Source organism: Kluyvera genomosp. 3, from assembly GCF_011765685.1.
GTDB lineage: Bacteria > Pseudomonadota > Gammaproteobacteria > Enterobacterales > Enterobacteriaceae > Kluyvera > Kluyvera georgiana_A.
In genome coordinates this window covers 79,962-106,739 of sequence record NZ_CP050321.1, presented here as the reverse complement: position 1 = coordinate 106,739, position 26,778 = coordinate 79,962, and the positions used below count along the sequence as shown (strand labels likewise).

The following is a 26,778-nucleotide window of genomic DNA, read 5'->3' as shown; positions in this document are numbered from 1 at the left end:
GAGAATATAATTAATTAATTTGAGATAACCATGAAAACTGTAAAAAAACTCCCTTTAGCTATGGCGGTTATTGCCGCACTTTGCCCTCTTTCCTCTGTAATGGCACAAGAATTTACTCAGGAACAAATCGACGCCATTGTGGCCAAAGCCGTCGATAAAGCACTGGCGGATCGTCAGGCCAAAATGGACGCCGCCGCCGCGAAGAAGGTGGATCTGCAAACCAACCCTCAGACCGCGGCAGCGACGCCGGATATGGCGGTACCGTTCGGCCTGAAGTTCAGCGGCTACGCCCGCTACGGCGCGCATTTCCAGGCGGGCGATCAGAAATACGTCGGCGTGGACGGCTCTTATAACGGCGCCTCGGCGATCGGTCGTCTGGGTAACGAAGGCAACGGCGGCGAATTCCAGCTCACCAAGGCCTTTAAGAGCGAAAAAGGCGCGATCTGGGATATCAACGTAATGTTCGACCACTGGAGCGACGAAGTGAACCTGAAAAAGGCCTACGTCGGCGTGACCAACGTGCTGGAATCCAACCCGAACGCCTATATCTGGGCCGGTCGTGACTTCCACCAGCGTCCGCAACAGGGTATCAACGACTACTTCTGGATGAACCACGACGGCCAGGGTGCCGGGGTGAAAAACTTTGATATTGGCGGCGTGCAGTTCGACGTGGCCACGGTGGCTCAGGTGAAATCCTGTAGCCCGGAAGTGATGGCCGATGAGTCGAACCCGTCGCGCATCACCTGTACCGGTAACTCCGACACCGGTGACGACGGCCACTACGCGCTGACCACCAAAACCCACAACATCAAAGCGGGCCCAATCGATGTTGAGGTGTACGCCAACTACGGCTTCGACTCCAAAGCGGTGGATAACGACAAGCAGCTCGATGCCTGGCAGGGCGGCCTGCTGTTAAGCCACACCAACAGCGATGACAGCGGCGTGAACAAGGTTATCCTGCGCTACTCCGATAACTCGGATAACAGCGTGTTCAACAAAACCGACGGTCTGACGGCCATCTACGCCAGCTTCGAGGGTAACTACAAGTTCACCCAGCAGGCGCAGGTGGAATACCTGCTGGCGTTCCACGACTACGACAACAGCAAAGACAAAACCGATAACCGTAAAAACTACGGCGCGATTGTGCGTCCGATGTACTTCTGGAACGACGTGCACTCTACATGGCTGGAAGCGGGCTACCAGCGTGTGGATTACGACCAGGGCGGAGATAACCACGGCTGGAAGCTGACGCTGTCGCAGAACATCGCGATTGGTATGGGCCCGGAATTCCGTCCGATGCTGCGCTTCTACGTGACCGGCGGTCAGGTCGACAACAAGCGCACGGCGAAGGTGAACGGTACCGACGACCAGCAGCTGGATTCACTGAACTTCGGCGGCATGTTCGAGGCGTGGTTCTAAGCGAGCGTGATAGCTCCTCTCGCCCAAAACGGGCGAGAGGGTACGATTGGCGTAGGCAGTGTTCTACGCCATCTTCTCATTGAATTCTTACTTTCGCCGTCACCAGCACGGCGGTCAGCAGCATCAGCGCGCCGGAAATCATTAACGGCGAAGTCAGCCCCAGACGATCCAGCGCCAGTCCGCCAATCGCCGCGCCACAGGTATTCGCCAACTGAATGACGGCCACCTGAATAGAACCGGCTTTTTCCGCCTGATCGGCCAGTGAGCGGGTAATCCACGTCGACCAGCCCACCGGCACCAGCGCAAACGCCAGCCCCCAGATAATCGCGATGCCTGCGGCTACCACTTTCTCGCCGCCCCACAGCGTAAGCACCAGTGCGCTCACCGCCAGCACCAGCGGCGCACCGGCTAGCGCCAGTTTGACCGAGCGTTTAAGGATAACGGAAGAGAACGATGTACCGATAAAGCTGGCGATACCGAAGCTCAGCAGCACCAACGTCAGGCCATCAACGTCAAAGCCCGCCAGATTCATATACACCGGGCGAATATAAGTGAAGAAGGCAAACTGCCCGGCGAAGGACATAAAGATGGCGATCATCCCGGCCATCACGCCGGGACGCTGCAGCAGGCTAAACATGTTCTGCTTCTGATGCGCAGGTTCACCCGGCAGCGATGGCAACGCCTTCACCACCCAAATGCAACACAGCAGCCCCATTACCGCCGCCGCGTTAAAGACGTTACGCCAGCCGATGATACCGCCCAGAAAACTGCCCAGCGGCGCGGCAATCACCAGTGCGATAGACACCGCGCCAAAGATCACCGACAGCGCTTTCGGCACCGTGCGAGCGGGCACCAGACGCATCGTCAGTGAAGCCGACATGGCCCAGAAGCCCCCCAGCGCCAGCCCCAGACAGGCACGCCCCAACAGCAGCAACGTGAACGAACTGGCAAACGACACCAGCAGGCAGGAAAGCGTCAGGAGAACGGAGAACAGAATCACCACGTAGCGACGGTTGGTCGCGCCAATGGCCTGGGTAATAAACAGGCTGGAGAACATGGCGACAAACGCGGTCACCGTGACCGACTGCCCGGCGACGCCTTCGGAAATCCCCAGATCCTGCGCCATCGGCGTCAGCAGGCTGACGGGTAAAAACTCGACGGTAATCAGGCAGGCGACGCAAAACGCCACGGCGAAAACCGCCGACCAGTTGGGCCGCGCAACGACGTCAGCGCGGGTTTTTTCTTCGATATGTGCACTCATTTTGTTACCTGCGGAGGGTGTCTTTGCGGAAAAGACACGCAGTGTAACATCTTAACTGTGACGTATTTAACGTTTTAGCAACTGACATGGTTGCGCTGCATTTTGCGAGGCCGATCGGAAGCTGAGAATTATCGTCTCTCCCTGCGTGCAAAACCAAAAGGCAAGACATAGTGTATCACCTGGTGCTACACTTTAGACTACAGGATGTCAACCTGATGCGAATATTCAAAACCAAGTGGTTTAACAGGGAAGCGAAATCCCACACGATAAAAGATGACGAGTTAAGTGAGGCAGTCAACGCCGTACTACAGGGAAAAGCAGATAATCTCGGAGGCGGGGTTTATAAAAAACGTCTCAATCAGAACCGCGATCGCGCAATTGTGCTGGCAAAGGGAGGTGAACATTGGTTTTACACCTTTCTGTATGCCAAACAGGATATGGCAAACATCAGCTATGGCGAACTCGCGGGCTTTCGTGAGTTAGCAAAGTACTATGCTTGCCTTACCGAAGATCAGATAACGGCACTCATTAACAATAAAGAACTGATAGAGGTGCGCCATGTCAGCAAAAACTAAATTCAAAAGCCCTGCCTTTGAAGCAATTCACAGCGCGGCATCTGGATTATTTAGCGTGGATGCCATTCCTCTGGAGACAATGCGCAGTTTTGATACCACCTGCTTAAGCAATATCAGGGACCTGCAGCCGCTTGAAATAAAAGCGCTCCGTGAAGAGCTCAAGGTTAGCCAACCCGTTTTCGCCCGCTATCTGAACACCAGCGTATCAACGGTACAGAAATGGGAAAGCGGCGTTAAACGCCCCAGCGGGATGTCACTGAAACTGCTGAGTGTTGTTCAAAAACACGGCCTTAAGGTTCTGCTGTGACGATTTATGTCGGATAACGCAGCAGATAATTACGCCACACCATCGCCGATAACCTCAATGCAGCCAGTGAACGCCGTTTTCATCGTGGAACAGCGCGTTGTAGCGATACTGGAAAGCGTTGAGCTCGCTAATCTCCGGTTCCAGTTCGCGCAGGAAGCTGAGCGCCAGACGCACCTGAGCGTCGGTGATGGGCGCGGCGAGACGGGCTTTTTGCAGCCGCCGATGCCAGGTGAGCATATTGGATTCACTGCCGTCGACGATGCACACCTGCCAGATCAGCAGCATCTGCGCCGCATTCTGCAAATGGGCTTCATTAGGGCGCTCAAGATAACGTAAAAACTCTTCACCCTGCGCTTTCCCTAACTGGTCGATCATCGACTCTACCGGTTCTGGCGTGATCGCCAGTCGTTCGCTGAGACGGCGTATAGCCCGTCGGGAACTCGAGGTCAGGATCCGAAATCCGACAACAAATACCACCGCCAGGGTGGCCAGAATTAACCAGATCATGCACGCTCTCACTTAGGCTAAACCCGGACATGATAATGGGATTTTGCGCGCTGTCGATAATCGGGCATACCATAATGTGCGTTAGCTCGATGAAGGCAGAGGATGATGAAAGCGGATCTCAGATCCCAGGCATAAAAAAGCCCGGTGCAGAACCGGGCAAACGTTACCAAACACACTTACGCCATTTTTAACTGCTGAATCTTTTTCTCACGGCGAATTTTACGTTCTTCAAAGATAGCGACGATGGCCATCAGGCAGATACAGCCAATGGCGGCGGTATCCAGCGCGGCAAAGGTGCCCGCCCAACCGGTGAGGCCGAAAATCGGCGTGCCGTCGGCAATCATCCCCAGACCCAGCTTGGCGAAGCTGTCGCCGATCAGATAGGCGAAGGTGCCTTTAATGCCATCGGCCGCGCCGATCGCTTTTTTCGGAACGAAACCCACCGCCGCCACGCCGATTAACAGCTGCGGGCCGAACACCAGGAAGCCGAGAGCAAACAGCGAAGCCAGATAGACATACTGGTTGCTGGCGTGCTGATAAACGCCCAGCGTCGCGATAATGAGTGCCAGCGCCACACAGGCCACCAGCGCACGACGACCATTCGCAAGGTCAGAGAGCCAGCCCCACAGCAGCGTACCGACCAGCGCGCCCACTTCAAACAGGGTAAAGCCCTGAATCGCCACTTCTTTGGAGAGCTTCAACTCCTGGAAGGCATAGACAGTGGACCACTGGTCGATACCGATACGCACCACGTACAGGAAGATGTTGGAGAAGCACAGCAGCCAGATCACTTTGTTTTTCAGCACGTACTCAACAAAGATCTGCCATTTGGTCATCTCGTTTTCTTCGGTCTCTTTGTCCTCTTCGCTGATCTCCTCGCCGAACAGCTCTTCAGCTTTGCCAAGACCGTAAGATTCCGGGGAATCGCTGCCAAAACGCAGGCCGATAAAGCCGACAATCAGGGCAATAATCGACGGGAAGATAAACATACCGATCACGTGACCGTCGAACAGGTAATTTGCGCCGAACAGCGCCACGCCCGCCGCACCCGCACCGCCGAGGTTATGGGAGATATTCCACATGCCGAGGTAGGAACCGCGCTTACGGCGCGGCGTCCACTTGGTGATGGTGGAATAACTGCACGAGCCACCGGTGCTCTGGAAGAAACCGCTCAGAGCATAGAAAGTAATCATCAGGAACAAGCTGACGGAGCCCGAGCCCATGCTGGCGCTGAAGCCGAGCATACAAATGGCGGAGAGGAGCAGCATAAACGGCAGGAACTGCTTGGTGTTTTTGCCGTCAGCGTAGTAGGAAACCAGCGTTTTGCCCACGCCGTAGGTAATGGAAAAGCCCAGGCCAATCATCCCCAGCTGCGTCATGCTCAGCCCGTAGGTGGAGATCATGTCGTTCTGCGCGATGTTGAAGTTTTTGCGGATCAGATACATGGTCAGGTAGCCGATAAAGACCACCAGGTAAGACTGCATGAACGGTTTGAACCACATTTTGCGCCGCACATCGAGCGGCAGATCCAGGGTCGGTTTGCGCACCTGGTTTAAGAAGGCCAGCATGGGTATCTCCTGATTTTTATACCTGCGTGATGGCCGGTATTGTAAAAATCAGCGGCGCAGCTGGCCTGAGACAGCGTCCAGGTGGAACCGGGAAAATTTCTTAGTTTTACGCCGTTTGTCGAAGAAAGGTGAAGCAGGTCACGCTTCGCGCGGGGCCTGGGCGTTTAAGAACGGCAGTAACAGCAGCGCGGAAATCCCCGCCGCGATGGCGATCACCACGAAGAATCCGGTCCAGTGCCACGCTTCCATCACCTTCGCCAGCGGCCAGCCGGAGAGCGAGGCCCCCAGATAAGCAAACAGCCCGACAAACCCGGTCGCCGCGCCTGCCGCCTCTTTGTGCGAGCACTCTGCCGCCGCCATGCCAATCAGCATCTGCGGGCCAAAGACGAAGAACCCGGTGGTGAAGAAGCACGCCGCCTGCATCACGTAGCTGGCGAACGGCATCAGCCACAGCGAGCCGACCGAAAGCAGAATCCCGGCGGCGAAAATCAAGTTCATCGGCCCTCGATTGCCGTTAAACAGCTTGTCTGAGCCCCAGCCTGCCACCAGCGCGCCGATAAAGCCACCCAGTTCAAACATGGTGACGGCGGTGTTGGCGGTGACCAAATCGACGCCGAGCGTCTCCGACATATACAGATTGCCCCAGTCGTTGATCGCCGCGCGCACCACGTACACCAGCACGTAGCACAACGACAATAGCCAGATATACGGGTTGAGTAACACGTACCGGGTGAGGATCTCTTTACGAGTCAGCCCCGCCCCTTCCTGCTGTTGAGCTATCTCCAGCGCATCGTGCTGCCAGTCGCCAACCGGCGGCAAGCCTACCGCCTGCGGTCTGTCGCGCAGTCGCCAGCAGAGAAAAACGCCCACCACGATCGCCAGCAGCCCGGCAATCATCATCCCGGCGCGCCAGCCGTAATGCAGCGCCGCCGCGCCCATCACCATCGGAATCAGCGCGCCGCCGACGTTGTGCGCGGTGTTCCAGATGGCCCACCAGCCACCACGCTCGTTGCGCGAATACCACGCGGTGAGCAAACGGGCGCACACCGGCGCCCCCCAGCCCTGGAAGAAGGCGTTCAGCGCCCACAGCACGGCAAAGGCCCACAGTGAGGTGGAGAAACCGAACAGAATATTGACCACGCCGGTAGCGATTAGCCCGATACCCATAAAATAGCGGGCGTTCGAGCGGTCGCTGACGATACCCGAAACAAACTTCGACAGTCCGTAGGTGATGTAAAACAGCGTCGCCAGCAGACCGATATCGCTGCGGGTCAGCACGCCGCTGGTGATGATCTCCGGCACCGCGGCGTTAAAGCTTTTACGGGTGAAGTAAAACAGCGCGTAGCCGAGCCAGATGGTCAGCAGGATATGCCGCCGCCAGTAACGGTAGCGGGCGTCCACTTCCTGCTTGTCGGTGATAAGCGGCACGCTGGCCGGGGCTTTTAAAAACTGAAACATCGCCGTTCCTCAGGCGTAGCGCTGGGGCAGCGACACGCTAACGCGCGTGCCGTGCATGCAGGAAATCGTGAGTGAACCACCGAGCGCCGTCACCCGCTCGCGCATCCCGGTGAGACCAAAACCTTGCTGATTCGAACCCGGCGGCAAGCCGCTGCCGTCGTCCTCGATGACCAGCATCAGCCGTTCATCCTGTTGCCAACCCTGGAGCGTCACCGCGCTGGCGTTGGCGTGCTTAACAATGTTGTTGAGCCCTTCCTGACAGACGCGAAACAGCGTCACGCGCTGGCTTTCGCTCAGCAATGACTCATCGATTCGCCAGTCAAGGTGGCTGACGATACCTCGGCTTTCCAGCTCCATTTCACGCATCAGCGAACGAATGGCCTGTTCCAGCGTGAGATCGTCCAACTGACGCGGGCGCAGGCGACCCAGCAGGCGGCGCACGGCATCGTATACGCCCAGCGAAAGCTGTTCAATGTGCGCCCCGCTCTGCTTCACCCCGGCGTTGTCGGGAGCCAGTCGCTGAACAATACCCGCCTGCGTGCGAATGGCGGTGATGGTCTGGCCGATATCGTCGTGCAGTTCGCGCGCGACGTCGCGGCGCACGCTCTCTTCGGTTTCCAGCAGACGTTCCGCCAGCCGGTGGTTGCGCGCCAGTTCGTTTTGCAGCGACTGATTCAGCTCACGCAGCCGCTGAATGCCGGCACCGAGCAGCAGCCCGGTCAGGCTTTGCGCCAGCAGCGAGAGCAGTAAATCGACCGGGTGATCGTGCCAGGTCTGGCTGGCAATCAGCGCGATGGCGTTCATCAACGTCGCAATCAGCGCTCCCTGCCAGCCGTAGTGCCAGGCGAGCGCGATAATCGGTAAGGCAAGACAGAACGGGGTAAAGCGCGACAGCTCGGCGGGTAAACCGAGCTGTAGCCACAGGCTGACGGTGAACAGCAGCAGATACCAGACCAGATGTCGTCCACGCCAGTTCACCGGCTGCGACACCAGCGCCGGGCCGAGCGGCAGCCAGGTGGTGCTGGTGAGATAGTGCCAGAACACCAGACAGATCGGCGCTAACGTCAGGCCGCCGGTGAGCGTCAGCAGCAGCGCATTCCACGCCGCTTCGCCTTGCCCCAGCCAGGGCAGCGATTGCAGTAGCGCCGCAGCCGTCAGCGCCGCCCCCTGCAAAAGCAATGTGCGCCAATCGCGTTGATGACGATAGCGGGAAATCAGTGTGACCGGCAGCAACGTGAGAAAACTCCCAATCATCAAAACCGGCAGATGCGCCAACGCCACTTCCTGCGCCAGCCAGTACATCAGCAGCCACTCCGCGCCCAGCAACACTGGCCAGTAGCTGCGCGGGCATTGCAGCATTAATCCCAGACGAAGGCCGAACGGAAACAGCAGTACCGCCAGCTCCGGGCGCTCAACCAGGTGCAGGCTGATACTCCACAGGCAAAACCACGCGGCGGAAAAGATAAAGAAACAGGCGACAACGGTAATCAACCGGGAGAAAAGTGCGTTCATTACCAGCCGTCAAACATGCGGCGCGCCAGCTCAACGTCGTTGCTGACGTTCAGCTTTTCCATCAGGTTAGCGCGATGAACGTGCACCGTCTTCGGTGACAACCCCAGCTCGGCGGCGATCTCTTTGACCGCCATGCCCTGCGCCAGTTTTTCCGCCACCTGACGCTCACGCTTGGTCAACGGATCCTGACGACCGGCCGCCAGCTTGACGGCAATATCCGGCGTTAAGTAGCAACCGCCTGTCGCCACGGTATGTACGGCGGCAATCAGTTCATCCGGGCTACAGCGCTTGGAGAGAAAGCCGCGCGCCCCGGCATTCAGCGCCTGCTCGACCAGCGCCGGGCTGTCGTGGACGGAGAGCATGATGATCGCCATCCCTTTTGGCAACTGGCTCAGCAGCTCAAGGCCCGAGATATCGGGCATCGAAATATCGCAAATGCACACCTGCACGCCTCGCCCCGGTAAGCCGGCCAACGCCTCGCGCCCGGAACCAAACTCCGCAATGACCTGCAAATCCGGTTCCAGACCGAGCAGCTGGGCAAAGCCGGAGCGGACGATAGTGTGGTCGTCGATAAGGGCGATGGTGATCATGGGTTTGTCCTGGCGGATAAAAAAACGCGCTTACCTTAACGATAAGCGCGTGGCTGTTCAAGTCTTGAGCGAACTACTCGAAGAAGACGGAGATTTTATTAAACATCGAGGGATCTGACTGGTTGCGGGCCACTTTCACCACATCTTCCAGCTTGTCGATCTGGCTCATCATCTGCTCAAGGCGCTGGTCGTCATTCACCAATAGCCAGATTCGGCTATGGTCGCTGCCGTGGATCGGCAGACAGAGAATGCCCTCCACGTTAAACGCACGACGGGCAAATAGCCCGCAGACGTGAGTCATGACGCCCGGATGGTTGCGCACGGTAAGCTCCAGAATAACGTTATCATGAGTCTGTTTTTGCATGGCTTATTCCCCCACCATTTCGCTATTCGCCGCACCCGGCGGAACCATCGGATACACTTTTTCTTCCGCATCGATACGCACGTGGATCAGCGCCGGTCCAGGACGGTTGATGATCGCCTGCAGCGCCGCTTGCGGATCCGTTTCGTTGTTTAAATCGCAGGTTTCAAGGCCGAAACCGGCGGCAATTTGCATAAAGTTAATCATGCCCGGATAGGTGGCGGCAAATACGCCCTGCTTGTAGAACAGGCTCTGCTGTTGATGCACCAGCCCCAGCGCCTGGTTGTTCATCAGGATAATCTTCACGTCCAGCTGATTTTCTGCCGCCGTCGCCATCTCCTGGATGTTCATCATCAGGCTGCCGTCACCGGAGAAACACAGCACTTTCTTGTCCGGATTCGCCAGCGCCGCGCCGATGGCCGCCGGCAGGCCGAAGCCCATGGTGCCGAGGCCGCCGGAGGTCAGCCACTGGCGTGGACGGTTCAGCGGATAAGCCTGCGCTGCCCACATCTGATGCTGGCCCACGTCAGTGGTGATGATCGCGTTATCGTCTACACAGGCGGCAACAGCGTTGATCAGGCCGTAATGGCTGAGCGGGTCACCGGCTTGCGGAATCGCCCCCGGGAACTCTTGTTGCAGCTCGGCGACTTTACCGCGCCACTCGGTACGCGGCTGCGCGTCAATCTGCGGCAGCAGCTGCGCCAGAACGTCATCCACATCCGCCTGAATCGCCACATGCGCCTGCTTGATTTTGCCCAGCTCGGCGCGGTCGATATCCACGTGAATAATTTTCGCGTTCGGACAGAATTCCGCCACTTTACCGGTCGCCCGGTCATCAAAACGTGCGCCTAAAACTACCAGCAAATCAGATTGTTGCAGAATAAAGTTGGTACTGCGCGCGCCATGCATGCCCAGCATGCCTAACGACAGCGGGTGCGCTTTCGGCAGCATGCCCAGCGCCATCAGCGTCATGGTGGTTGGCAGGTTGGCTTTCTCGGCCAGTTCGCGTACGCGTTGCGGCGCGTTAATTACCCCGCCGCCGAGATACAGCACTGGACGCTGCGCGGCGTTAATCATCGCCGCCGCTTCGCTGACGCTCCCGGCGCTAAAGTCTGGCGTAGCGGCGCGACCGCCCGGTTCCGGCAGTTCGCTGATGTCGATTTCCGCGGTCTGTACATCCTTAGGAATGTCTATCCACACCGGACCTGGGCGACCCGACTGCGCAATCCGGAAGGCATCAGCAATAACCTGCGGTAATTCATTGATGTTGCGGACTAAGTAGTTGTGTTTAGTGATGGGGATAGAGATACCGTAGGTGTCGACTTCCTGGAACGCGTCGGTACCGATTAACGAGGAGGCCACCTGGCCGGTGATACACACCAAGGGAATGGAGTCGAGGCGCGCGTCGGCAATGGCGGTGACCAGGTTGGTGGCGCCGGGGCCGCTACAGGCCATGCACACCGCCGGCTTACCCTGGGTGCGCGCCATGCCCTGGGCGATAAAGCCCGCGCCCTGCTCGTGTCGCGCCAGAATATGACGGATTTGCGTGCTCTGGCTTAACGCGTCGTACAGCGGAAGCACCGTGCCGCCGGGGATGCCGGTCACCATAGTGATGCCCTGACGCTCCAGTAAATGAACGATTAACTGCGCGCCCGTAAACCGGGTCGGTTGTGATGTTGTGCCCGAACTTGCCATGCTCCAGTCCTTTTATTCTGGGCCGACCATCCGGGAGGGGCTAGAAACTAAAAACCCCGCCCGGTTTGCGCCGGCGGGGTTTGGAATCGTGTGTGTTCCTGACCCTACGGCGCATTGCCGACGACCACCACCACACGCACGACGACCACCGCGGCTGGTAGCGCGGTTTTTAGTAGGGTCGAAGTCATCATGGATGGAGTCATTCAGGGTCTGTCTCATCATTCGTTAAGTGAATTTATACAAACACAGCTTTTTCAGGCTGACAATGGAAATATTTTCATCTGCGTAAAAATGCAGCAAAGATCACATTTCCGCGCGGAGGGAAATCCTCTGAACTGTCCCAGTTTTCCCCTATTTCTGGCCCTGTTTTCCGCCGGTGGGTTGTGTTACGTTTTGGTGAATTCCCCCTCAACCACGCATGATCATGACACTTTCTGTTTTTTGCATTTTGCTGTTTGCCGCGCTGCTGCACGCGAGCTGGAACGCTATCGTTAAGGCGGGAAACGATAAACTCTATTCGGCGATCGGCGTCACCGGTTCCGCCGCATTAATCGCATTGGTATTCATTCCCTTCGCGCCTGCGCCATCGGCGGCCAGCGTGCCTTTTATGATTGCCTCGACGGTTTTACAGGTGATCTACACCGTGCTGGTGGCGAAAACCTATCAAATTTCCGATATGAGCCAGACTTACCCACTGATGCGCGGCACCGCGCCGCTGCTGGTCGCCATTATCAGCGTACTGTTTCTGGGCGATCATCTTTCCGCGCTGGCGTGGTGCGGAATCGCGGTTATCTGTACAGCGATTCTGGGGATGGCGTTCAACAGTCGTGGGGGTTCGCAGCGAGGCGTGGTGTTAGCACTGCTGAACGCCTGGATTATTGCCGGGTATACGCTGATTGACGGCACCGGCGTCCGCCTCTCCGACACGGCGCTTGGCTATACGCTATGGTCCTTTTTCCTGAATGGTTCAACTCTACTCTGCTGGGCGATGCTTGCCCGCCGTCGCGAGGCGTCGAGATACCTGGCGCATAACTGGAAAAAGGGCATCCTCGGCGGAATAGGCACCATGGGTTCTTACGGGCTGGCGCTGTGGGCCATGACTCAGGCGCCGCTGGCGGTGGTCGCCGCGCTGCGCGAAACCTCGATTTTGTTTGGCGCGCTGATCGCCTGGCTGTTGCTGAAAGAACGGGTGGCGGGCATTCGCCTGGTTGCCGCCTGCGGCATTGCCGCGGGGGCGATCGTGCTGCGGCTGTCCTGAAAAACTGGCAACTATTGTTGCCGATCGACGTGTATAAATCCTGCCTGCGTCACACATTTCATTTACATGACGCATGATTAAATCGCCACCGCAGTGTGGTAGATTCCTCTCCGATTTGGCGCATAGCCTGGATGTTTATTCTTACAAACCTAAATTCCATAAAGTAATCAGCGAAATGAAAAGAGATAGAAACGTCAACATCCTGGTGATGCTGGTGTTGCTGGTGGCTGTCGGCCAGATGGCGCAGACCATTTATATTCCCGCTATCGCCCAGATGGCGAGCGACCTCAACGTGCGTGAAGGGGCAGTGCAGAGCGTGATGGCGGCGTACCTGCTGACCTACGGCGTTTCCCAGCTGTTTTACGGCCCATTGTCAGACCGCGTGGGACGTCGTCCGGTGATCCTCGCAGGAATGTCGATTTTTATGCTGGCGACGCTGGTTGCCATCACCACCCACAGCCTGACGGTGCTGATTGCCGCCAGCGCCTTACAGGGAATGGGGACTGGCGTCGGCGGCGTGATGGCGCGGACGCTGCCGCGTGACCTGTATGAAGGCAGCCAGTTACGCCACGCCAACAGCCTGTTAAACATGGGGATTCTGGTAAGCCCCCTGCTGGCGCCGCTGATTGGCGGCGTGCTGGAAACGCTGATTAACTGGCGGGCCTGCTACGGCTTTCTGCTGGTGCTGTGCGCGGGCGTCACCTTCAGTATGGCGCGCTGGATGCCGGAGACGCGTCCGAGTGGCGCGCCCAAAACCCGGCTTATCAGCAACTATAAAACGCTGTTCGGCAACAGCGGCTTTAACTGCTACCTGCTCATGCTGATTGGCGGCCTGGCCGGAATTGCGGTGTTTGAAGCGAGCTCGGGCGTGCTGATGGGCGGCGTGCTGGGCCTCAGCAGCATGACGGTCAGCATCCTGTTTATTCTGCCGATTCCGGCGGCATTCTTTGGCGCATGGTTCGCCGGGCGGCCCAAAAAACGCTTCCCGACCCTTATGTGGCAGTCGGTGGTGAGTTGCCTGTTAGCCGGGCTGATGATGTGGATCCCTGGCCTGTTTGGCGTGATGAATATCTGGACGCTGCTGGTCCCCGCCGCGCTGTTCTTCTTCGGCGCAGGCATGCTGTTCCCGCTGGCGACCAGCGGCGCGATGGAGCCGTTCCCGTTCCTCGCCGGTACCGCCGGGGCACTGGTGGGCGGGCTGCAAAACATCGGCTCCGGCGTGCTGGCCTGGCTGTCGGCGATGATGCCGCAAACCGGGCAGAGCAGTATCGGCCTGCTGATGACGCTGATGGGGCTGCTGATTTTCCTCTGCTGGCTGCCGCTGGCTTCGCGCTTTGCGCATCAGGGTCAGGCGGTGTAATCAGGACCGGTTTTCTCCCTCTCCCTTTCAGGGAGAGGGCCGGGGTGAGGGTAATAACGTGTTAATAAGTCAGCAGATTTACCCCTCACCCTAACCCTCACCCCATAGGGGAGAGGGGACCGTCTGTGCCCTTTTTTATGTTTGCCGCCTGGTTAACCTGCTCCTGAAGCCAGCCAATAAACGCCTCGATTTTCGGCCACTGCCTGCCGGGCAGCGTGGTGACGTAGTAATGCTGATGGCATTTCAGCGCCATATCGCCAAAAGGCGCGACCAGCTCTCCGCTGTCGAGACGTTTTTGCACCAGCCTCTTTCTCCCCATCGCCACGCCGATATGGTTCATCGCCGCAATCACCGCTAAATCAGAACGATCGAAACCAATGCCCGACGATGTCGGCAAATTTACCGCAAAATGCTGCGCCCAGCTGTGCCATTCATCCGTTCCAGAATCGTTACTCCATGCCTGCCTGTCGTGCAGCAGCGTACAGTGCGGCAAGTTCAGCAGTGATCCCATCAGGTCATAGCGACGAGCGTATTCCGGGCTGCATACCGGCAAAATCTCTTCGTCCATCAGAAAATGGTGCGTGAGCTGCGCGGATGGCGCATCATCAAAATAGAGCGCCAGATCGACCCCGGCACGCTGTAAATTGACGTTGTCGTTCCCGGTCAGGATGGTCAGTGAAATGGACGGGTAGCGGCGGGTAAAGTCGCCGAGTGCCGGAACCAGCCAGCACTGGGCGATAGAGGGCCGCGAGTAGACGGTGAGCGTCCCCGAGAGCTCCTGATTCTTGATATCAAGAATTTCCTGGTTGAGCGTGTCCAGCGACGATTTCAGCGCCCAGAACACGCGTTTGCCTTCGTGGGTGAGTTCCACTTTGCGGTGCGAGCGGACAAACAGCTGAATGCCTAACTCCTCTTCCAGCTGATTAATCCGATGGCTGACGGCGCTGGGGCTTAATGACAGCTCGTCCGCCGCCAACGCAAATGACTGATGTCGGGCCGCCACTTCAAAGGTATACAGCTTCGACAGCTGCCAGCCGTTGAGCAGCCGGTTTCTGACCTCGCGCTGGGGATCCATAATCACCTCTTTCATCCTGATTTCTCTTCGCCAGAGTGTAAAAAAACCAGCGCTAAAAATCAGCATATAGGTGACGCAGAGTGAATCATGTCGCATAAATGCAGAGTAATTAGACATAAATCACTCATTTGATTCAATCTGGCTCATGTGAGTGGGGATTTATATCGTTTGTCAGACCCTGCCCTATTTTTGTCCAATAACCCCAGGTTAATCACAGGGCAAGGTGAGTTATGCACTCTCAAATCTGGGTTGTGAGCACGCTGCTGATAAGCATCGTGTTAATCGTTTTGACCATCGTGAAGTTTAAATTCCACCCGTTTCTGGCGCTGCTGTTAGCCAGCTTCTTCGTGGGTACGATGATGGGTATGGGGCCGCTGGATATGGTCAATGCCATTGAGAGCGGCATCGGCGGCACGCTGGGCTTCCTCGCCGCGGTTATCGGCCTTGGGACCATTCTGGGCAAAATGATGGAAGTGTCCGGCGCGGCCGAACGCATCGGACTGACGCTGCAGCGCTGCCGTTGGCTTTCCGCCGACGTCATTATGGTGCTGGTCGGACTGATATGCGGGATCACACTGTTTGTTGAAGTCGGCGTGGTGCTGTTGATTCCACTGGCTTTTTCGATTGCCAAAAAGACCAATACCTCACTGCTGAAGCTGGCGATTCCGCTGTGTACGGCGCTGATGGCGGTACACTGCGTCGTGCCGCCGCATCCGGCAGCGCTGTTCGTGGCCAACAAGTTGGGGGCGGATCTTGGCACCGTGATTGTTTACGGTTTACTGGTCGGTTTGATGGCCTCACTGATCGGCGGGCCGCTGTACCTGAAATTCCTCGGCAACCGACTGCCGTTTAAGCCGGTACCGGCTGAGTTTTCCGACCTGAAAGTGCGCGATGAAAGTACGCTGCCGTCGCTAAGCGCCACGCTGTTTACCGTTCTGCTGCCGATTGCCCTGATGCTGGTGAAAACCGTTGCAGAGCTGAACATGGCGAAAGGCAGCACGGTCTATACGCTACTGGAATTTATTGGTAACCCGATCACCGCGATGTTTATTGCTGTATTCGTGGCCTATTACATTCTCGGCCTGCGTCAGCATATCGGCATGGGCGCGCTGCTGACCCACACCGAAAACGGTTTTGGCTCGATTGCTAACATTCTGCTGATTATCGGCGCAGGCGGCGCGTTCAACGCTATCCTCAAGAGCAGCGGGCTGGCGGACACCCTCGCACTGCTCCTCTCGAACATGCATATGCACCCGATTCTGCTGGCCTGGCTGGTGGCGTTAATCCTGCATGCCGCGGTGGGCTCCGCCACGGTGGCGATGATGGGCGCGACGGCAATCGTGGCACCGATGCTGCCGCTCTACCCTAACGTTAGCCCGGAGATCATCGCCATTGCCATCGGTTCCGGCGCTATTGGCTGCACGATCGTGACCGATTCCCTCTTCTGGCTGGTGAAGCAGTACTGCGGCGCCACCCTGAATGAGACATTCAAATACTATACGACCGCGACATTTATCGCGTCCGTGATTGCATTGGTTTGCACATTCCTGCTTTCCTTTATTATCTAGCGCAAAAGAGACTGACTATGGAAAACATTCAAACACTTATCGCCCAGTATCCTTTAGTGGAAGACCTGGTCGCTCTCAAGGAGACGACCTGGTTTAACCCTGGCACCACCTCTCTTGCGGAAGGTTTACCGTACGTTGGCCTGACAGTGCACGATGTTCAGGATGCCCATGCTCGTCTGACGCGCTTCGCGCCGTATCTGGCGCAGGCATTCCCGGAAACCGCAGCCACCGGCGGCATTATTGAATCCGAGCTGGCCGCGATCCCGGCGATGCAAAAGCGGCTGGAAAAAGAGTTCGGGCAGCCTATCCGCGGAGAAATCCTGCTGAAGAAGGACAGCCACCTGCCGATTTCCGGATCAATTAAAGCGCGTGGCGGTATTTATGAAGTGCTGACCCACGCGGAAAAACTGGCGCTGGAAGCCGGTCTGCTGACCACACAGGACGATTACAGCATTCTGCTTTCACCTGAATTTAAACAGTTTTTCAGCCAGTACAGCATCGCGGTAGGCTCTACCGGCAACCTCGGGATGTCGATTGGCATTATGAGCGCCCGAATCGGCTTTAAGGTGACGGTGCATATGTCTGCCGACGCGCGCGCGTGGAAAAAAGCCAAACTGCGCAGTCACGGCGTGACGGTCGTGGAGTATGAAGAAGATTACGGCGTGGCGGTTGAACAGGGTCGTAAGGCGGCAGAATCCGATCCGAACTGTTTCTTTATCGATGATGAAAACTCGCGCACGCTGTTTTTAGGTTACGCGGTGGCGGGTCAGCGCCTGAAGGCGCAGTTTGCCCAGCAGGGGCGCGTGGTGGATGCCGACCATCCGCTGTTTGTGTACCTGCCGTGCGGCGTCGGCGGTGGTCCCGGCGGCGTGGCGTTTGGCCTGAAGCTGGCGTTTGGCGATAACGTACACTGCTTCTTTGCCGAGCCAACCCATTCACCGTGCATGCTACTGGGGATTTATACCGGGCTGCACGATACCATTTCCGTGCAGGACATCGGCATCGATAACCTGACGGCGGCGGATGGGCTGGCGGTGGGCCGCGCGTCCGGCTTTGTTGGCCGGGCGATGGAGCGTCTGCTCGACGGTCTGTACACCCTGGACGATCAGACGATGTACGACATGCTAGGCTGGCTGGCGCAGGAAGAAGGGATTCGTCTTGAGCCGTCGGCGCTGGCCGGGATGGCCGGTCCGCAGCACGTTTGTGCCTCCACCGATTACCAGCAGATGCACAGCTTCAGCGCAGAGCAGCTCAATAACGCCACCCATCTGGTATGGGCGACCGGCGGCGGTATGGTGCCGGAAGCCGAAATGGCGCAGTACCTGGCGAAAGGGCGCTAAGCCGCGCTCATCTCAAGCAGCATCGCCGTTATTGCGCGATGCTGCTTTATCACAATTGTGCCACTTATCCCGCCATTGTGGCATCTCAGGTCAAAGCGTATTGCCGCGCGTCACACTCCATTCTCCTGCTTCCCCCGGCATTAAAACGGCGTCGATATACTCCGGTCTACCTCGTACCTCTACGATAAACCGGAGAACACAATGCAACAGGCTGATAAATCTGTTGGCCGGGGCGGCTTCACCCTGCTCATCTGGGTGCTGCTTTTGCTTCTCGGCTGCGTGCTGTTTTTCTTTTCGCTCGATCGGCAAATTGTTTCCATCCTCAAAACCACGCTGATGCAGGAACTGGGGCTGGATAACAGCGATTATTCGGTGCTGATCAGCGCCTTTATGATCCCCTACACCTTCATGTATTTCTTCGTCGGCGGCATCGTCGACCGCTTCGGCAGCCGTTACGTGCTGTGCGCGCTGATGGTATTGATGTCGCTCGCCACGCTGATTACCGGCCTTTCCCACTCGATGATCGGTCTCATTACAGGCCGCGTTTTACTGGGGCTGGCGGAATCCGGGATTGTGCCCGCGCTGACGCTGGCGGTTTTCACCTGGTTTCGCGCCGAGCAGCGGGCGTTTGCCTTCCAGTTAACCAATATCATTCAGTCGCTGGGGTTGATCATCGCCCCGCCGTTCGTGGCATGGGTGACGCTGTCCACCGGCTGGCGTTGGGCGTTCTTTATTCCGGCAATGGCCGGCGTGGTGGTGGGCATTCTGTGGTTTATCTCCAGCCGCAAAACGCCGCCAGCGGCGGAAGATGTGGTGCAGGATACAGCTGCTGGCGTACCGCTGGTTGAGCGCTACAAAATGGTGCTCACCTCAAAGCCTATCTGGGCGCTGCTGATCGCGCGCCTGCTGACCGACCCGTTCTGGTTCTTCTACCAGTACTGGCAGGTGGGATTTATGCAGGAGAAAATCGGCCTGACGCTGGCGGAAGTGGGCAAGCTGATGTGGCTGCCGCCGCTGGTTGCCGTGTTCGGCGTACTGGCGGTATGCTGGGCTTCAGACCGTCTCGTCGCACGCGGTATGGACGCCACTCGCGCCCGTTTAACCATCATCTGGTCGGTAACCTGCCTCGCGCCACTGGTGTTCCTGCTGCCGTCCATCAGTAATGCCTGGGCCGCTGTCGCCATCATGACGGTGATTAATTTTATGTGTACCGCTTGGCTCAGCATGGCAACCATCATGATGGGTGGTCTGGCCCCGCGCGTGGCGATTGCCACCGCCATCGGCGTGATGAGCGCGCTGGGCGGCGTCACCTCGATTATCTTTAACGGCTTTGTCGGTTCCATCATCGACCACTTTGGCTACTCGATGCCGATTTACGTCGGTGCGACGCTGCATCCAATTGGCGCACTGGTGCTGGCCGCCTTTTTCTTACGTCGTAAAAAAACCTTTATTGCTCGTCCGGAGACTGTCTGATGACTGATATCGTTGTTGCGCCTGTGGCAGACGCCTGCGCAGATTTCACCGTACTCTATTGCCTGATAAACCACGAAAACCACCAGTTCGCCGCCTGGTATGACGCGGCTCACCGCATCACCGTCGGCCAGCGTCGTCTGCCCGATGGCCCATGGAAGATATTTCAACCGCAAGGTTTCTGGTTGCCTGAGCGCGAACGTTACGCCCATATAACGGATTTCGATTCCCACAATTACCTGACGATGGCCGTCGATAGCGCCGGATACCTGCATCTTTCCGGCAATATGCATGTCGATCCGTTAATTTATTTCCGCAGCCGCCAGCCGCTGGATGTCACCACGCTGGAGTGCGTTCCGGCGATGACCGGCGAACGGGAAGCGCGCGCCACCTACCCGGTGTTCTTTAAGGACGTGCAGGGGCGGTTGCTGTTCCGCTACCGCGATGGCTGTAGCGGCAACGGCGACGATCTGTACAACATTTTTGACACCGAACGCCAGCAGTGGTCACGCCTGTTAGAAACGCCGCTGCTGAACGGTGAAGGGGCGCGCAACGGCTACGCCCGCCAGCCGCTGCTGGGGCCGGACGGCTACTGGCATATGGTGTGGATGTGGCGCGAAACGCCGCACTGCGAAACCAACAATAATCTCTCCTACGTGCGCAGCCGTGACCTGCAACGCTGGGAGAAATCAGACGGTACGCCGCTCACGCTACCGATTGCCCGCCACCAGGGTGAAATTGTCGACGACGCCGGGATCGGTGGCGGGTTAATCAACATGGTGCAGGAGGTGGGTTTCGATAACGACGCCCGCCCGGTGCTGATTTACCATCGTTATGATGATCGGGGGCTATCACAGGCCTATCTGGCGCGCCCGGATGGCAAAGGCAATTGGCAAAAAGCGCAGGTCAGCCAGTGGGATTTTCGCTGGGACTTCAACGGCGGCGGATCTATCCCGCCAGATGTCACGCTCAGCGCGCCGCGGGCGATTGGCGACGGGAAGATAGAAGTGGAATGGACCTCGACGTGGGCCGGAAACGGCGTGTGGATTATTGATGACCGGACGCTTACCGTTGTGGCCACTCGCCCGCTCACACCGCCGCTACCAGCCGAACAATGGCAACCCCGGCAGAACGTTGCACCACAGGCGGAAGTGCAACTGGTGGCCGCGCAGAACAGCGATTACAGCCCACAAAACCGCTATTGGTTGCGCTGGGAAGCACTGCCTATTTTCCGCGACGTGCCGCACGAGGCGAAAACCGGATCCACGCAATTAGAAGTGATAGAAGTGCAGCTCTAAAAAAGCGCGCCAGCCGGGACAGTGGCTGGCGCGTATTCTTTCGCATCAGGCGTTGGCCAGCTGCTTCGCCTTCTCTTCTTCTTCCTGCTGAGCCTGCTGCGTTTCCAGCATTTTCTTCTCATACACCTTGAAGAACGGGTAGTAGATCGCCAGCGAAATAAAGAAACAGATAAACACCAACCCGCAGGCAATCAGGTTCCAGTTGGTGGTGATCAGCGCCCCCAGCGGGGCCGGAATGGTAAACGGCGGCTTGACCATCATACGTGGAATCAGCCCGCTGATGGTGAAGAGATATACCACCACCGTGTTGACCATCGGCGCCAGAATAAACGGCACAGCCAGAATCGGGTTCATGACGATCGGCGCGCCAAAAATCATCGGCTCATTGATGTTGAACAGGCCGGGAATGAATGACAGTTTTCCAAGTGATTTCAGATAGATAACTTTCGAGCGAATAAACAATACCACCAGCGCCAGCGTGGAGCCGGTACCGCCCATCTGCGCATACCACTGGAAGAACTGCTCGGTGAAGATATTCGGCAAGTCGTAAGCGCTGGTCCCAGCCTGGAACAGCTCCATATTCTGCACGATCGCCTGGTCCCACAGTGGGCGAATCAGCGGCCCCATCACCGCATGGCCGTGAATACCAAACACCCAGAACAGGTCGATAAAGAACTGTGTGACGATACCGCCGAACAGGTTAGTACCGGTCATAAAGCCCTTCAGCGGCATGATGATGTAGCTGATGATGGCGTTAATATCGATATTCAGGAAGTGTCGCGGCACCCAGAAAATCAGCACCACCGCCAGCGTCGGAAACAGCGCCGAGAAGGAGCTGGCCACCACCGGCGGCACGCCTGCCGGCATCTTAATTTCAATATTACGGACTTTAATAAAGCGATAGATTTCAATGGCAATCAGTGAGGAAATGATCGCCCCAAATAGCCCCTGTGAGCTGAGCGAGGCCACGGGAATATAGCGCCCGGATATCGCCTCACCGGCTACGGTGACGCCCTCTTTAATATTCACCGGCACAATCATCAGCAGCGTAGCGAGCATCGCCAACAGTCCGCTGGTCACGTCGTTGAGTTTATAGCTTTTCCCCAAAAACGAACCGATGGTAAACGCGGCGTACAACGACATCAGGCCGACGGTAAAGCGGAAAGGGACGTCGAGAATATCGCGCCATGGCGCAATAAAATCCATGTATCCTTTAATCGGAATATTGAGCAGAATAACGAAAAATGACCCGACAATCGTCAGCGGTAAAATAGAGATTAAGCCGTTTCGAATCGCCTGCATGTGGCGCTGGTTGCCAATCGCATTGGCTACCGGCAACATTTTTTCAGCCAGCCGTTCAAAGAAAGACATGTTATTCCTCCTGGAAACCGTTATTGGCAATCACCGTGGCGAACCACTGCCCGGATTTTTTGAGCGACCGCTGCTGGGTCGCTAAATCAAGACGGTAGAATCCATAGCGATTTTTATAGGCGTTCTGCCACGACCAGCAGTCAATAAACGTCCACATGTGGTAACCCAGGCAGTTGCTGCCGTCGGCCATCGCCTGATGGAGATATCCCAGATGTTCTTTCAGGAATGCAATTCGGTAATCGTCCTGTACCTGCCCGTTCACCATAAATTGCTCTTCGTCCTGAATACCAATGCCATTTTCAGAGACGAACCACGGTAAATTGCCATAGCGTTCTTTCACCACCATGGCGATGTCATAAAGCGCCGCAGGGTAAATCTCAATACCGCGCGAGGTATTCATCCTGCGTCCCGGCATAATGTATTCTTCGAAGAAACGTTCCGGAACAAAACCGTGTGGTTCTGCCAGCGGCGTTTCACGTGCTTTTACACGGCGGGGACGGTAGTAATTGATGCCCAGCAGATCGATACGCGTGTTGGCAATCAATGCGCAATCTTCCGCTAAATATTCCGGCAGTTGGTCATGTTCGCGCAAAATAGACACCAGCTCTTCCGGATAGCGCCCCAGTAAAACAGGCTCGTTGATGCTGCGGGTATAAAAGAGGTCGGCCATCGCTGCGGCCTGCAAATCTTCCGGTGAGTCGCTGCGCGGGTAGACCGGGATAACGTCCATAATAATGCCAATCTGCCCGGCCAGGCCCAGCTCGCGCCACGCCGCCACCGCTTTGCAGTGCGCCAGTACAATGTGGTGCAGCACCTGAGCCGCGCGGCGGAAATCCGTGACATAAGGATAATGGCGAGGGTGTAAATACCCGGCTTCCGCCGGAATTAACGGTTCATTGAAGGTAAACCAATAACGCACGCGATCGCCGAAGAGTTGATAGCAAATACGCGCATAACGGGCAAAGGCATCAATTACTTCACGATTTTCAAAACCGCCCTTTTCCTGCAGCGCCATTGGCATATCGAAGTGATAGAGATTAATAAAAGGCTCAATGCCTTGCGCATGTAATTCATCAATCACCGCGTTATAAAACGCGACCGCCTGCTGATTCACCTCGCCGTCGCCATCGGGAATCAGACGTGACCAGGAAATAGAGGTGCGAAATGAGTTCAGGCCAATGTCTTTGGCACGTTGAATGTCTTCCCGATAATGCTGATAAAACGTCGAGGTATCATCCGTCGTGACGCCCTGAAAAAAACGCTCGTTAAAGTGGTGCGAAGCATAATCCCAGATATTATCGCCTTTGCCGTCGCCGGAAATACGGCCTTCAGACTGGGTCGCGCTGGTCGCCGTCCCCCACCAGAAATTATCAGGAAAACGATATTCCATAGTCGCGGTCCTTATTGTGCTTTGGCTAATAAAGACAGCGCATGATCCAGAACTTTATCGCCCTGCATCGAGCCATATTGCATCATATCAATGGCAGCCACCGGTACCCCTTGCGGCTCAGCGACGGCAGATAAACGCTGAAGCTGGAATTTCACCTGCGGGCCTAACAAAATAACGTCGGCATCCTCAATAATTTGATCGAATTCAGAAACCGGGACGGCGGTAATGTCCACATCAATATCGCGACTGGCGGCAGATTGTTTCATTCTTTCTACTAACATACTGGTCGACATGCCCGCAGCGCAGCATAAAAAGATCTTTTTCATCATTTTCTCCTGGCGTTATATGCGTGGTATTCCGCAAAAATGCGGCCAAATATATTCTGCGTAGTCGGCCATGAGGCGGCAAGTGAAGGGAGGCACAAAACCGATTTATATCGCTGGTACTTTTGTTGTTTGAAATGAGAGAAAAGATAATTTACTGCTCATAAACAGCAAGATAGGAATGTTACTTTTATTTTCTGCCGTGTTATTTTTATTCGTTTTTATGCGTTACCTCCCACTCTGGTCAGCTAGCGGCATTGATTCGGCGAAACACCAAACTGACGACGAAAGGCACGAGAAAAGTAGCTCACGTCGCCAAATCCACAACGCGAGGCAATCTCGTTCACCGAGTCACTGGTAAAACGCAGCTGATAGCGTGATTGCAGCAGCCGCAGGCGGGCGAGATACTGCTGTGGTGAAACACCGGTGTAGTCGCTAAAACCGCGCTGTAAGGTGCGCCTGGAGAGACTGAACGTCTGGCACAACGCGTCCAGATCGAGCGGTTGCTGCCATTGACCGTTCAGGTGAATCAACACCTGGCTGATGCGGTCTGCGCTGGAATGAAACTCCTGCGTTTTGTAGCGCCAGAGGTTTAGCGTGTGCAGCACTTCGAGAAAAATCATCTCCTTGTGGCTTTCAGCCAGTATTGGGTCGCTAAACTCCTCTGCCTTATGGCTGGCCAGACGGTCAAATACGCGCTGCATAATGCCGATGTCCAGTTGCCAGACGTTGCTTTCCCCCTCCTGCGGCAACAGATAATCGATATGCTTGATAAAGTTGAAGCTGTCGCGCCCCAGATAAAGCAGGTTGACCTGCTGCAAATCCTTCATCTCTTCGAACAGGTGATAGTCCTGACGATTCAGGTAACACAGCGTGCCGCTGCTCAGGAGGTAGGGTTTTTCATTGATGACGTGAATTCCGCTACCGCTCCCCACCAGAAACAGTTCGCAGTATTCATGGCTATGCTCGTGGCTGATGCTTTTCTCCGGATGCCAGAAATGAAAGACCACGCTCTCCTGCGGATGGCGAAAATGGGTATCACGGGGTAGCACAAGCGACATAGACACTCCTGGTGGGTTTTCACTCAGAGTGATAGTGATACCAGAATGACCAAAAGGTACCTTGACCTGTTTGCCACCCGGCAACGGCAGTTGGCAAACAGAGAAAGCTTATCGGCTCTGATTTAACATCACCATTAATTCCATCGGCGAGCGGCGCTGTTTAAGCAAGTCGCGCATGGCCTTCATATGCGGCGCGCTATGGGTGAAGAAATGACGATAGCCCGCGCAAAGCGCGCTTTTGCCGTCAGATATACGATGTTTGGGGCAGTCGCCCTGGCAAAAACGCAGCACTGAACACTGGCGGCACGACGCCGTTAATCCACGCTGCTTTTGCTGGCCAAAGTCGTCTACTTCCGGCCTGGCGTTCAGAGTTTGTAGCGTCTGCTGGTGAATATTGCCCAGAAGGTATTCGGGGGAAACGTAGTGATCGCACTGGTAGAGATCGCCGTTAGCCTCCAGCGCAAAAGCGTGACCGCAGGTTTCGCTGAACGCGCACATTTGCGATGGATAACCGCTCCACACGCCGAGCGTCGAATCAAACAACTGGATATACACTCGACCAATATCTTCACGTACCCAGAGATCGAATACACCGGTCAGAAAGACGCCCCATTCCTCCGCGCTAACCGATTCCGCAGTGAGTTTGCCGGACTCATCGCACTCCACCAGCGGAATAAATTGTACGAACGGCGTGCCGAGCTCGCGCAGATAGCGGTACAGGCGCTGTGGTTGCTGGCTATTGAGGCTGTTAACTACCACCAGCAGGTTAAACTCAACGCGATATTGCACTAGCATATCAATGGCTTTCACCACTTTGTGATGGGAGGGCTTACCGCTGCGGTTGACGCGGAAGGCGTCGTGGAGATCGGCGGGACCGTCCAGCGAAATCCCAACCAGCCAACCGTTTTCACTAAAAAAACGACACCATGCATCGTTGAGCAGCAGGCCGTTGGTCTGGAACGCATTGTGGATCTGCTTACCGTTGGCATATTGCTTTTGTAGCGCCAGCGCGCGCTGGAAAAATGCCAGCCCGCACAGCGTGGGCTCCCCGCCCTGCCAGGCAAAGATCACCTCCGGCCCCGGCTGCGCCGCGATGTGCTGGCTGATAAAACGCTCCAGCGTGGCGTCATCCATCATCGGTTGTTGCGGTTTTTCAATGTAGAAGCAGTAGCGGCAGTTGAGGTTACAGCGAGAGCTGGCCGGTTTGGCCATTACCTGACATCCTGTCATGTAAAATCCCTGATAAAAATAATAAGTTGGCGAATATGAGTAACAGCAAACAATATTGCGAGTGATAACACCGCGAGGGAGATCAAAAATTTGTCACGCACCACCCGCGGCTGCGCAAAATCGTTCTGTGTGACATCCATGATGTTGCGGTTACGGGTGTACTGCCAGAGGATAAGCGCGACGATCGCCAGCACGACGATTGAAATCCAGAACAGCATACCGGCCTGATGCCAATTGTGCTTCAGGGCCAGCGCCATCAGCGCGCCATAGCCCAACAGCGTGCGAAACCAGGCCAGCGAGGTGCGTTCGGGCTGTAGCCCCGGATCCGCCTGACGACGGGCTTTACGGCTATCCGGCATACAACACCAGCAGCATGACGACCGCCGCCACAAAGACCAGCATCATGCTGATCACCAGCAAACTGCGGGTATAGGGCAAATCTTCCTTCAGGCGCATCGCCTTTTCATTGCGCAGCCAGCGTAAATAACCATAGATAGCCAGGCCGCCGGCAAACAGGCACAGCATCAGGGCCAGCGCCTCACGAATGGCTGGAGTGGCGAAGTCTGGCGCCAACTGGTCAAGCCCGACGCCCGCGGCGAGAAAACCCAGCGAGGTGCGGATCCAGGCAAGAAAGGTGCGTTCGTTAGCCAGCGAGAAGCGGTAGTCGGGCGCTTCTCCGAGGCGGGAAATTTTCATGACGGTTCCTTGTGATCGCAATAGTCAGCGGCATAACCTTAACGCAATTGGTGCTACTATGCCGCTGAGTTTGTCATCAATATGC

General features: G+C 56.5%; 25 protein-coding genes and 1 pseudogene. 9 read left to right on the top strand and 17 right to left on the bottom strand.

What is annotated here, in order from left to right; translation table 11 throughout:
- Positions 1 to 30: 30 nt before the first annotated feature.
- On the top strand, positions 31 to 1,419 hold the full coding sequence (locus GY169_RS00485) for a carbohydrate porin (RefSeq protein ID WP_167574711.1): 1,389 nt from the start codon (positions 31 to 33) through the stop codon (positions 1,417 to 1,419).
- Positions 1,420 to 1,495: 76 nt separating this feature from the next.
- On the opposite strand, the gene nepI is transcribed toward GY169_RS00485, so the two are convergent.
- Positions 1,496 to 2,680 (bottom strand): purine ribonucleoside efflux pump NepI, encoded by a 1,185-nt coding sequence (nepI, locus tag GY169_RS00480; RefSeq protein ID WP_167574710.1) that lies wholly within the window; start codon positions 2,678 to 2,680, stop codon positions 1,496 to 1,498.
- A gap of 215 nt (positions 2,681 to 2,895) precedes the next feature.
- Between nepI and GY169_RS00475 the strand changes: the two genes are divergently transcribed.
- Both GY169_RS00475 and GY169_RS00470 read left to right on the top strand, forming a co-directional pair.
- The gene (locus GY169_RS00475) at positions 2,896 to 3,255 is read left to right on the top strand and encodes a type II toxin-antitoxin system RelE/ParE family toxin (protein WP_167574709.1); all 360 of its coding nucleotides are present in this window, start codon (positions 2,896 to 2,898) and stop codon (positions 3,253 to 3,255) included.
- Positions 3,239 to 3,562 carry a helix-turn-helix domain-containing protein gene (locus tag GY169_RS00470; RefSeq protein ID WP_163447668.1) on the top strand — a complete coding sequence of 108 codons (324 nt, stop codon included), beginning with the start codon at positions 3,239 to 3,241 and terminating at the stop codon, positions 3,560 to 3,562. The genes GY169_RS00475 and GY169_RS00470 overlap by 17 nt, the downstream gene beginning before the upstream one ends.
- Positions 3,563 to 3,616: 54 nt before the next feature.
- Here GY169_RS00470 and GY169_RS00465 read toward each other — a convergent pair whose 3' ends face one another.
- The 8 genes from GY169_RS00465 to ivbL form a co-directional block, all read right to left on the bottom strand.
- Complete coding sequence (locus GY169_RS00465; RefSeq protein WP_064540789.1) at positions 3,617 to 4,069, bottom strand: DUF1198 family protein; 453 nt, start codon at positions 4,067 to 4,069, stop codon at positions 3,617 to 3,619.
- Between the two features lie 176 nt (positions 4,070 to 4,245).
- On the bottom strand, positions 4,246 to 5,637 hold the full coding sequence (gene uhpT, locus GY169_RS00460) for a hexose-6-phosphate:phosphate antiporter (protein WP_167574708.1): 1,392 nt from the start codon (positions 5,635 to 5,637) through the stop codon (positions 4,246 to 4,248).
- Positions 5,638 to 5,775: 138 nt separating this feature from the next.
- The gene (locus tag GY169_RS00455; RefSeq protein WP_163447667.1) at positions 5,776 to 7,095 is read right to left on the bottom strand and encodes an MFS transporter; all 1,320 of its coding nucleotides are present in this window, start codon (positions 7,093 to 7,095) and stop codon (positions 5,776 to 5,778) included.
- Between the two features lie 9 nt (positions 7,096 to 7,104).
- Entirely contained in the window at positions 7,105 to 8,607 is a 1,503-nt protein-coding gene (gene uhpB / locus GY169_RS00450; protein ID WP_167574707.1) for a signal transduction histidine-protein kinase/phosphatase UhpB, read from the bottom strand.
- Positions 8,607 to 9,197, bottom strand: coding sequence for a transcriptional regulator UhpA (gene uhpA / locus GY169_RS00445; RefSeq protein WP_167574706.1), 591 nt, complete (start codon positions 9,195 to 9,197; stop codon positions 8,607 to 8,609). Before uhpA ends, uhpB begins: the two co-directional genes overlap by 1 nt.
- Positions 9,198 to 9,270: 73 nt before the next feature.
- Complete coding sequence (gene ilvN / locus GY169_RS00440) at positions 9,271 to 9,561, bottom strand: acetolactate synthase small subunit (protein ID WP_065357373.1); 291 nt, start codon at positions 9,559 to 9,561, stop codon at positions 9,271 to 9,273.
- 3 nt (positions 9,562 to 9,564) lie between these two features.
- Positions 9,565 to 11,253 carry an acetolactate synthase large subunit gene (gene ilvB / locus GY169_RS00435; RefSeq protein WP_163447665.1) on the bottom strand — a complete coding sequence of 563 codons (1,689 nt, stop codon included), beginning with the start codon at positions 11,251 to 11,253 and terminating at the stop codon, positions 9,565 to 9,567.
- Between the two features lie 104 nt (positions 11,254 to 11,357).
- Entirely contained in the window at positions 11,358 to 11,456 is a 99-nt protein-coding gene (gene ivbL / locus GY169_RS00430) for an ilvB operon leader peptide IvbL (protein ID WP_072277096.1), read from the bottom strand.
- 193 nt (positions 11,457 to 11,649) lie between these two features.
- On the opposite strand from ivbL, the pseudogene GY169_RS00425 reads away from it, so the two are divergent.
- Positions 11,650 to 12,511 (top strand): annotated as a pseudogene (locus GY169_RS00425) (EamA family transporter).
- 175 nt (positions 12,512 to 12,686) lie between these two features.
- Complete coding sequence (gene emrD / locus GY169_RS00420) at positions 12,687 to 13,871, top strand: multidrug efflux MFS transporter EmrD (protein ID WP_163447663.1); 1,185 nt, start codon at positions 12,687 to 12,689, stop codon at positions 13,869 to 13,871.
- A 97-nt stretch (positions 13,872 to 13,968) separates the two neighbouring features.
- Here emrD and dsdC read toward each other — a convergent pair whose 3' ends face one another.
- Positions 13,969 to 14,946, bottom strand: coding sequence for a DNA-binding transcriptional regulator DsdC (dsdC, locus tag GY169_RS00415; RefSeq protein ID WP_167577225.1), 978 nt, complete (start codon positions 14,944 to 14,946; stop codon positions 13,969 to 13,971).
- 230 nt (positions 14,947 to 15,176) lie between these two features.
- Here dsdC and dsdX point away from each other — a divergent pair, with 230 nt between their 5' ends.
- The 4 genes from dsdX to GY169_RS00395 all read left to right on the top strand — a co-directional run bounded on the left by dsdX (position 15,177) and on the right by GY169_RS00395 (position 20,622).
- Positions 15,177 to 16,514 carry a D-serine transporter DsdX gene (gene dsdX / locus GY169_RS00410; RefSeq protein WP_167574704.1) on the top strand — a complete coding sequence of 446 codons (1,338 nt, stop codon included), beginning with the start codon at positions 15,177 to 15,179 and terminating at the stop codon, positions 16,512 to 16,514.
- Positions 16,515 to 16,531: 17 nt separating this feature from the next.
- Entirely contained in the window at positions 16,532 to 17,854 is a 1,323-nt protein-coding gene (gene dsdA, locus GY169_RS00405) for a D-serine ammonia-lyase (protein WP_167574703.1), read from the top strand.
- Positions 17,855 to 18,055: 201 nt separating this feature from the next.
- The gene (locus GY169_RS00400) at positions 18,056 to 19,327 is read left to right on the top strand and encodes an MFS transporter (RefSeq protein WP_163447660.1); all 1,272 of its coding nucleotides are present in this window, start codon (positions 18,056 to 18,058) and stop codon (positions 19,325 to 19,327) included.
- A complete protein-coding gene (locus tag GY169_RS00395) occupies positions 19,327 to 20,622 on the top strand; it encodes a BNR repeat-containing protein (protein WP_167574702.1) in 1,296 nt (431 codons plus the stop codon). The genes GY169_RS00400 and GY169_RS00395 overlap by 1 nt, the downstream gene beginning before the upstream one ends.
- A gap of 45 nt (positions 20,623 to 20,667) precedes the next feature.
- Here GY169_RS00395 and GY169_RS00390 read toward each other — a convergent pair whose 3' ends face one another.
- From GY169_RS00390 to GY169_RS00360, 7 genes are all read right to left on the bottom strand, one after another.
- Positions 20,668 to 21,993 (bottom strand): PTS sugar transporter subunit IIC, encoded by a 1,326-nt coding sequence (locus tag GY169_RS00390; protein WP_065357367.1) that lies wholly within the window; start codon positions 21,991 to 21,993, stop codon positions 20,668 to 20,670.
- Position 21,994: 1 nt separating this feature from the next.
- The gene (locus GY169_RS00385) at positions 21,995 to 23,383 is read right to left on the bottom strand and encodes a glycoside hydrolase family 1 protein (protein ID WP_167574701.1); all 1,389 of its coding nucleotides are present in this window, start codon (positions 23,381 to 23,383) and stop codon (positions 21,995 to 21,997) included.
- Positions 23,384 to 23,394: 11 nt separating this feature from the next.
- A complete protein-coding gene (locus GY169_RS00380; RefSeq protein WP_163447674.1) occupies positions 23,395 to 23,709 on the bottom strand; it encodes a PTS sugar transporter subunit IIB in 315 nt (104 codons plus the stop codon).
- Positions 23,710 to 23,954: 245 nt separating this feature from the next.
- Positions 23,955 to 24,767, bottom strand: a complete 813-nt coding sequence (locus GY169_RS00375; protein WP_163447657.1) for a helix-turn-helix domain-containing protein — start codon at positions 24,765 to 24,767, stop codon at positions 23,955 to 23,957.
- A 108-nt stretch (positions 24,768 to 24,875) separates the two neighbouring features.
- Positions 24,876 to 25,997 carry an anaerobic sulfatase maturase gene (locus GY169_RS00370; protein WP_167574700.1) on the bottom strand — a complete coding sequence of 374 codons (1,122 nt, stop codon included), beginning with the start codon at positions 25,995 to 25,997 and terminating at the stop codon, positions 24,876 to 24,878.
- Complete coding sequence (locus tag GY169_RS00365) at positions 25,994 to 26,356, bottom strand: DUF202 domain-containing protein (protein WP_065357363.1); 363 nt, start codon at positions 26,354 to 26,356, stop codon at positions 25,994 to 25,996. Before GY169_RS00365 ends, GY169_RS00370 begins: the two co-directional genes overlap by 4 nt.
- Positions 26,346 to 26,693, bottom strand: a complete 348-nt coding sequence (locus GY169_RS00360) for a YidH family protein (RefSeq protein WP_065357362.1) — start codon at positions 26,691 to 26,693, stop codon at positions 26,346 to 26,348. The genes GY169_RS00365 and GY169_RS00360 overlap by 11 nt, the downstream gene beginning before the upstream one ends.
- Between the last annotated feature and the right edge of the window lie 85 nt (positions 26,694 to 26,778).

Excerpts from the sequence above, each read along its gene's own strand:
- ilvB (WP_163447665.1), bottom strand. The coding sequence starts at position 11,253 with ATGGCAAGTTCGGGCACAACATCACAACCGACCCGGTTTACGGGCGCG.
- GY169_RS00370 (WP_167574700.1), bottom strand. The coding sequence starts at position 25,997 with ATGACAGGATGTCAGGTAATGGCCAAACCGGCCAGCTCTCGCTGTAAC.
- GY169_RS00475 (WP_167574709.1), top strand. The coding sequence starts at position 2,896 with ATGCGAATATTCAAAACCAAGTGGTTTAACAGGGAAGCGAAATCCCAC.
- GY169_RS00470 (WP_163447668.1), top strand. The coding sequence starts at position 3,239 with ATGTCAGCAAAAACTAAATTCAAAAGCCCTGCCTTTGAAGCAATTCAC.
- GY169_RS00400 (WP_163447660.1), top strand. The coding sequence starts at position 18,056 with ATGCAACAGGCTGATAAATCTGTTGGCCGGGGCGGCTTCACCCTGCTC.
- uhpT (WP_167574708.1), bottom strand. The coding sequence starts at position 5,637 with ATGCTGGCCTTCTTAAACCAGGTGCGCAAACCGACCCTGGATCTGCCG.
- GY169_RS00385 (WP_167574701.1), bottom strand. The coding sequence starts at position 23,383 with ATGGAATATCGTTTTCCTGATAATTTCTGGTGGGGGACGGCGACCAGC.
- dsdC (WP_167577225.1), bottom strand. The coding sequence starts at position 14,946 with ATGGATCCCCAGCGCGAGGTCAGAAACCGGCTGCTCAACGGCTGGCAG.
- GY169_RS00360 (WP_065357362.1), bottom strand. The coding sequence starts at position 26,693 with ATGAAAATTTCCCGCCTCGGAGAAGCGCCCGACTACCGCTTCTCGCTG.
- GY169_RS00465 (WP_064540789.1), bottom strand. The coding sequence starts at position 4,069 with ATGATCTGGTTAATTCTGGCCACCCTGGCGGTGGTATTTGTTGTCGGA.
- emrD (WP_163447663.1), top strand. The coding sequence starts at position 12,687 with ATGAAAAGAGATAGAAACGTCAACATCCTGGTGATGCTGGTGTTGCTG.
- GY169_RS00380 (WP_163447674.1), bottom strand. The coding sequence starts at position 23,709 with ATGAAAAAGATCTTTTTATGCTGCGCTGCGGGCATGTCGACCAGTATG.
- dsdX (WP_167574704.1), top strand. The coding sequence starts at position 15,177 with ATGCACTCTCAAATCTGGGTTGTGAGCACGCTGCTGATAAGCATCGTG.
- uhpB (WP_167574707.1), bottom strand. The coding sequence starts at position 8,607 with ATGAACGCACTTTTCTCCCGGTTGATTACCGTTGTCGCCTGTTTCTTT.
- nepI (WP_167574710.1), bottom strand. The coding sequence starts at position 2,680 with ATGAGTGCACATATCGAAGAAAAAACCCGCGCTGACGTCGTTGCGCGG.
- ilvN (WP_065357373.1), bottom strand. The coding sequence starts at position 9,561 with ATGCAAAAACAGACTCATGATAACGTTATTCTGGAGCTTACCGTGCGC.
- uhpA (WP_167574706.1), bottom strand. The coding sequence starts at position 9,197 with ATGATCACCATCGCCCTTATCGACGACCACACTATCGTCCGCTCCGGC.
- GY169_RS00365 (WP_065357363.1), bottom strand. The coding sequence starts at position 26,356 with ATGCCGGATAGCCGTAAAGCCCGTCGTCAGGCGGATCCGGGGCTACAG.
- GY169_RS00390 (WP_065357367.1), bottom strand. The coding sequence starts at position 21,993 with ATGTCTTTCTTTGAACGGCTGGCTGAAAAAATGTTGCCGGTAGCCAAT.
- GY169_RS00485 (WP_167574711.1), top strand. The coding sequence starts at position 31 with ATGAAAACTGTAAAAAAACTCCCTTTAGCTATGGCGGTTATTGCCGCA.
- dsdA (WP_167574703.1), top strand. The coding sequence starts at position 16,532 with ATGGAAAACATTCAAACACTTATCGCCCAGTATCCTTTAGTGGAAGAC.
- ivbL (WP_072277096.1), bottom strand. The coding sequence starts at position 11,456 with ATGACTCCATCCATGATGACTTCGACCCTACTAAAAACCGCGCTACCA.
- GY169_RS00395 (WP_167574702.1), top strand. The coding sequence starts at position 19,327 with ATGACTGATATCGTTGTTGCGCCTGTGGCAGACGCCTGCGCAGATTTC.
- GY169_RS00455 (WP_163447667.1), bottom strand. The coding sequence starts at position 7,095 with ATGTTTCAGTTTTTAAAAGCCCCGGCCAGCGTGCCGCTTATCACCGAC.
- GY169_RS00375 (WP_163447657.1), bottom strand. The coding sequence starts at position 24,767 with ATGTCGCTTGTGCTACCCCGTGATACCCATTTTCGCCATCCGCAGGAG.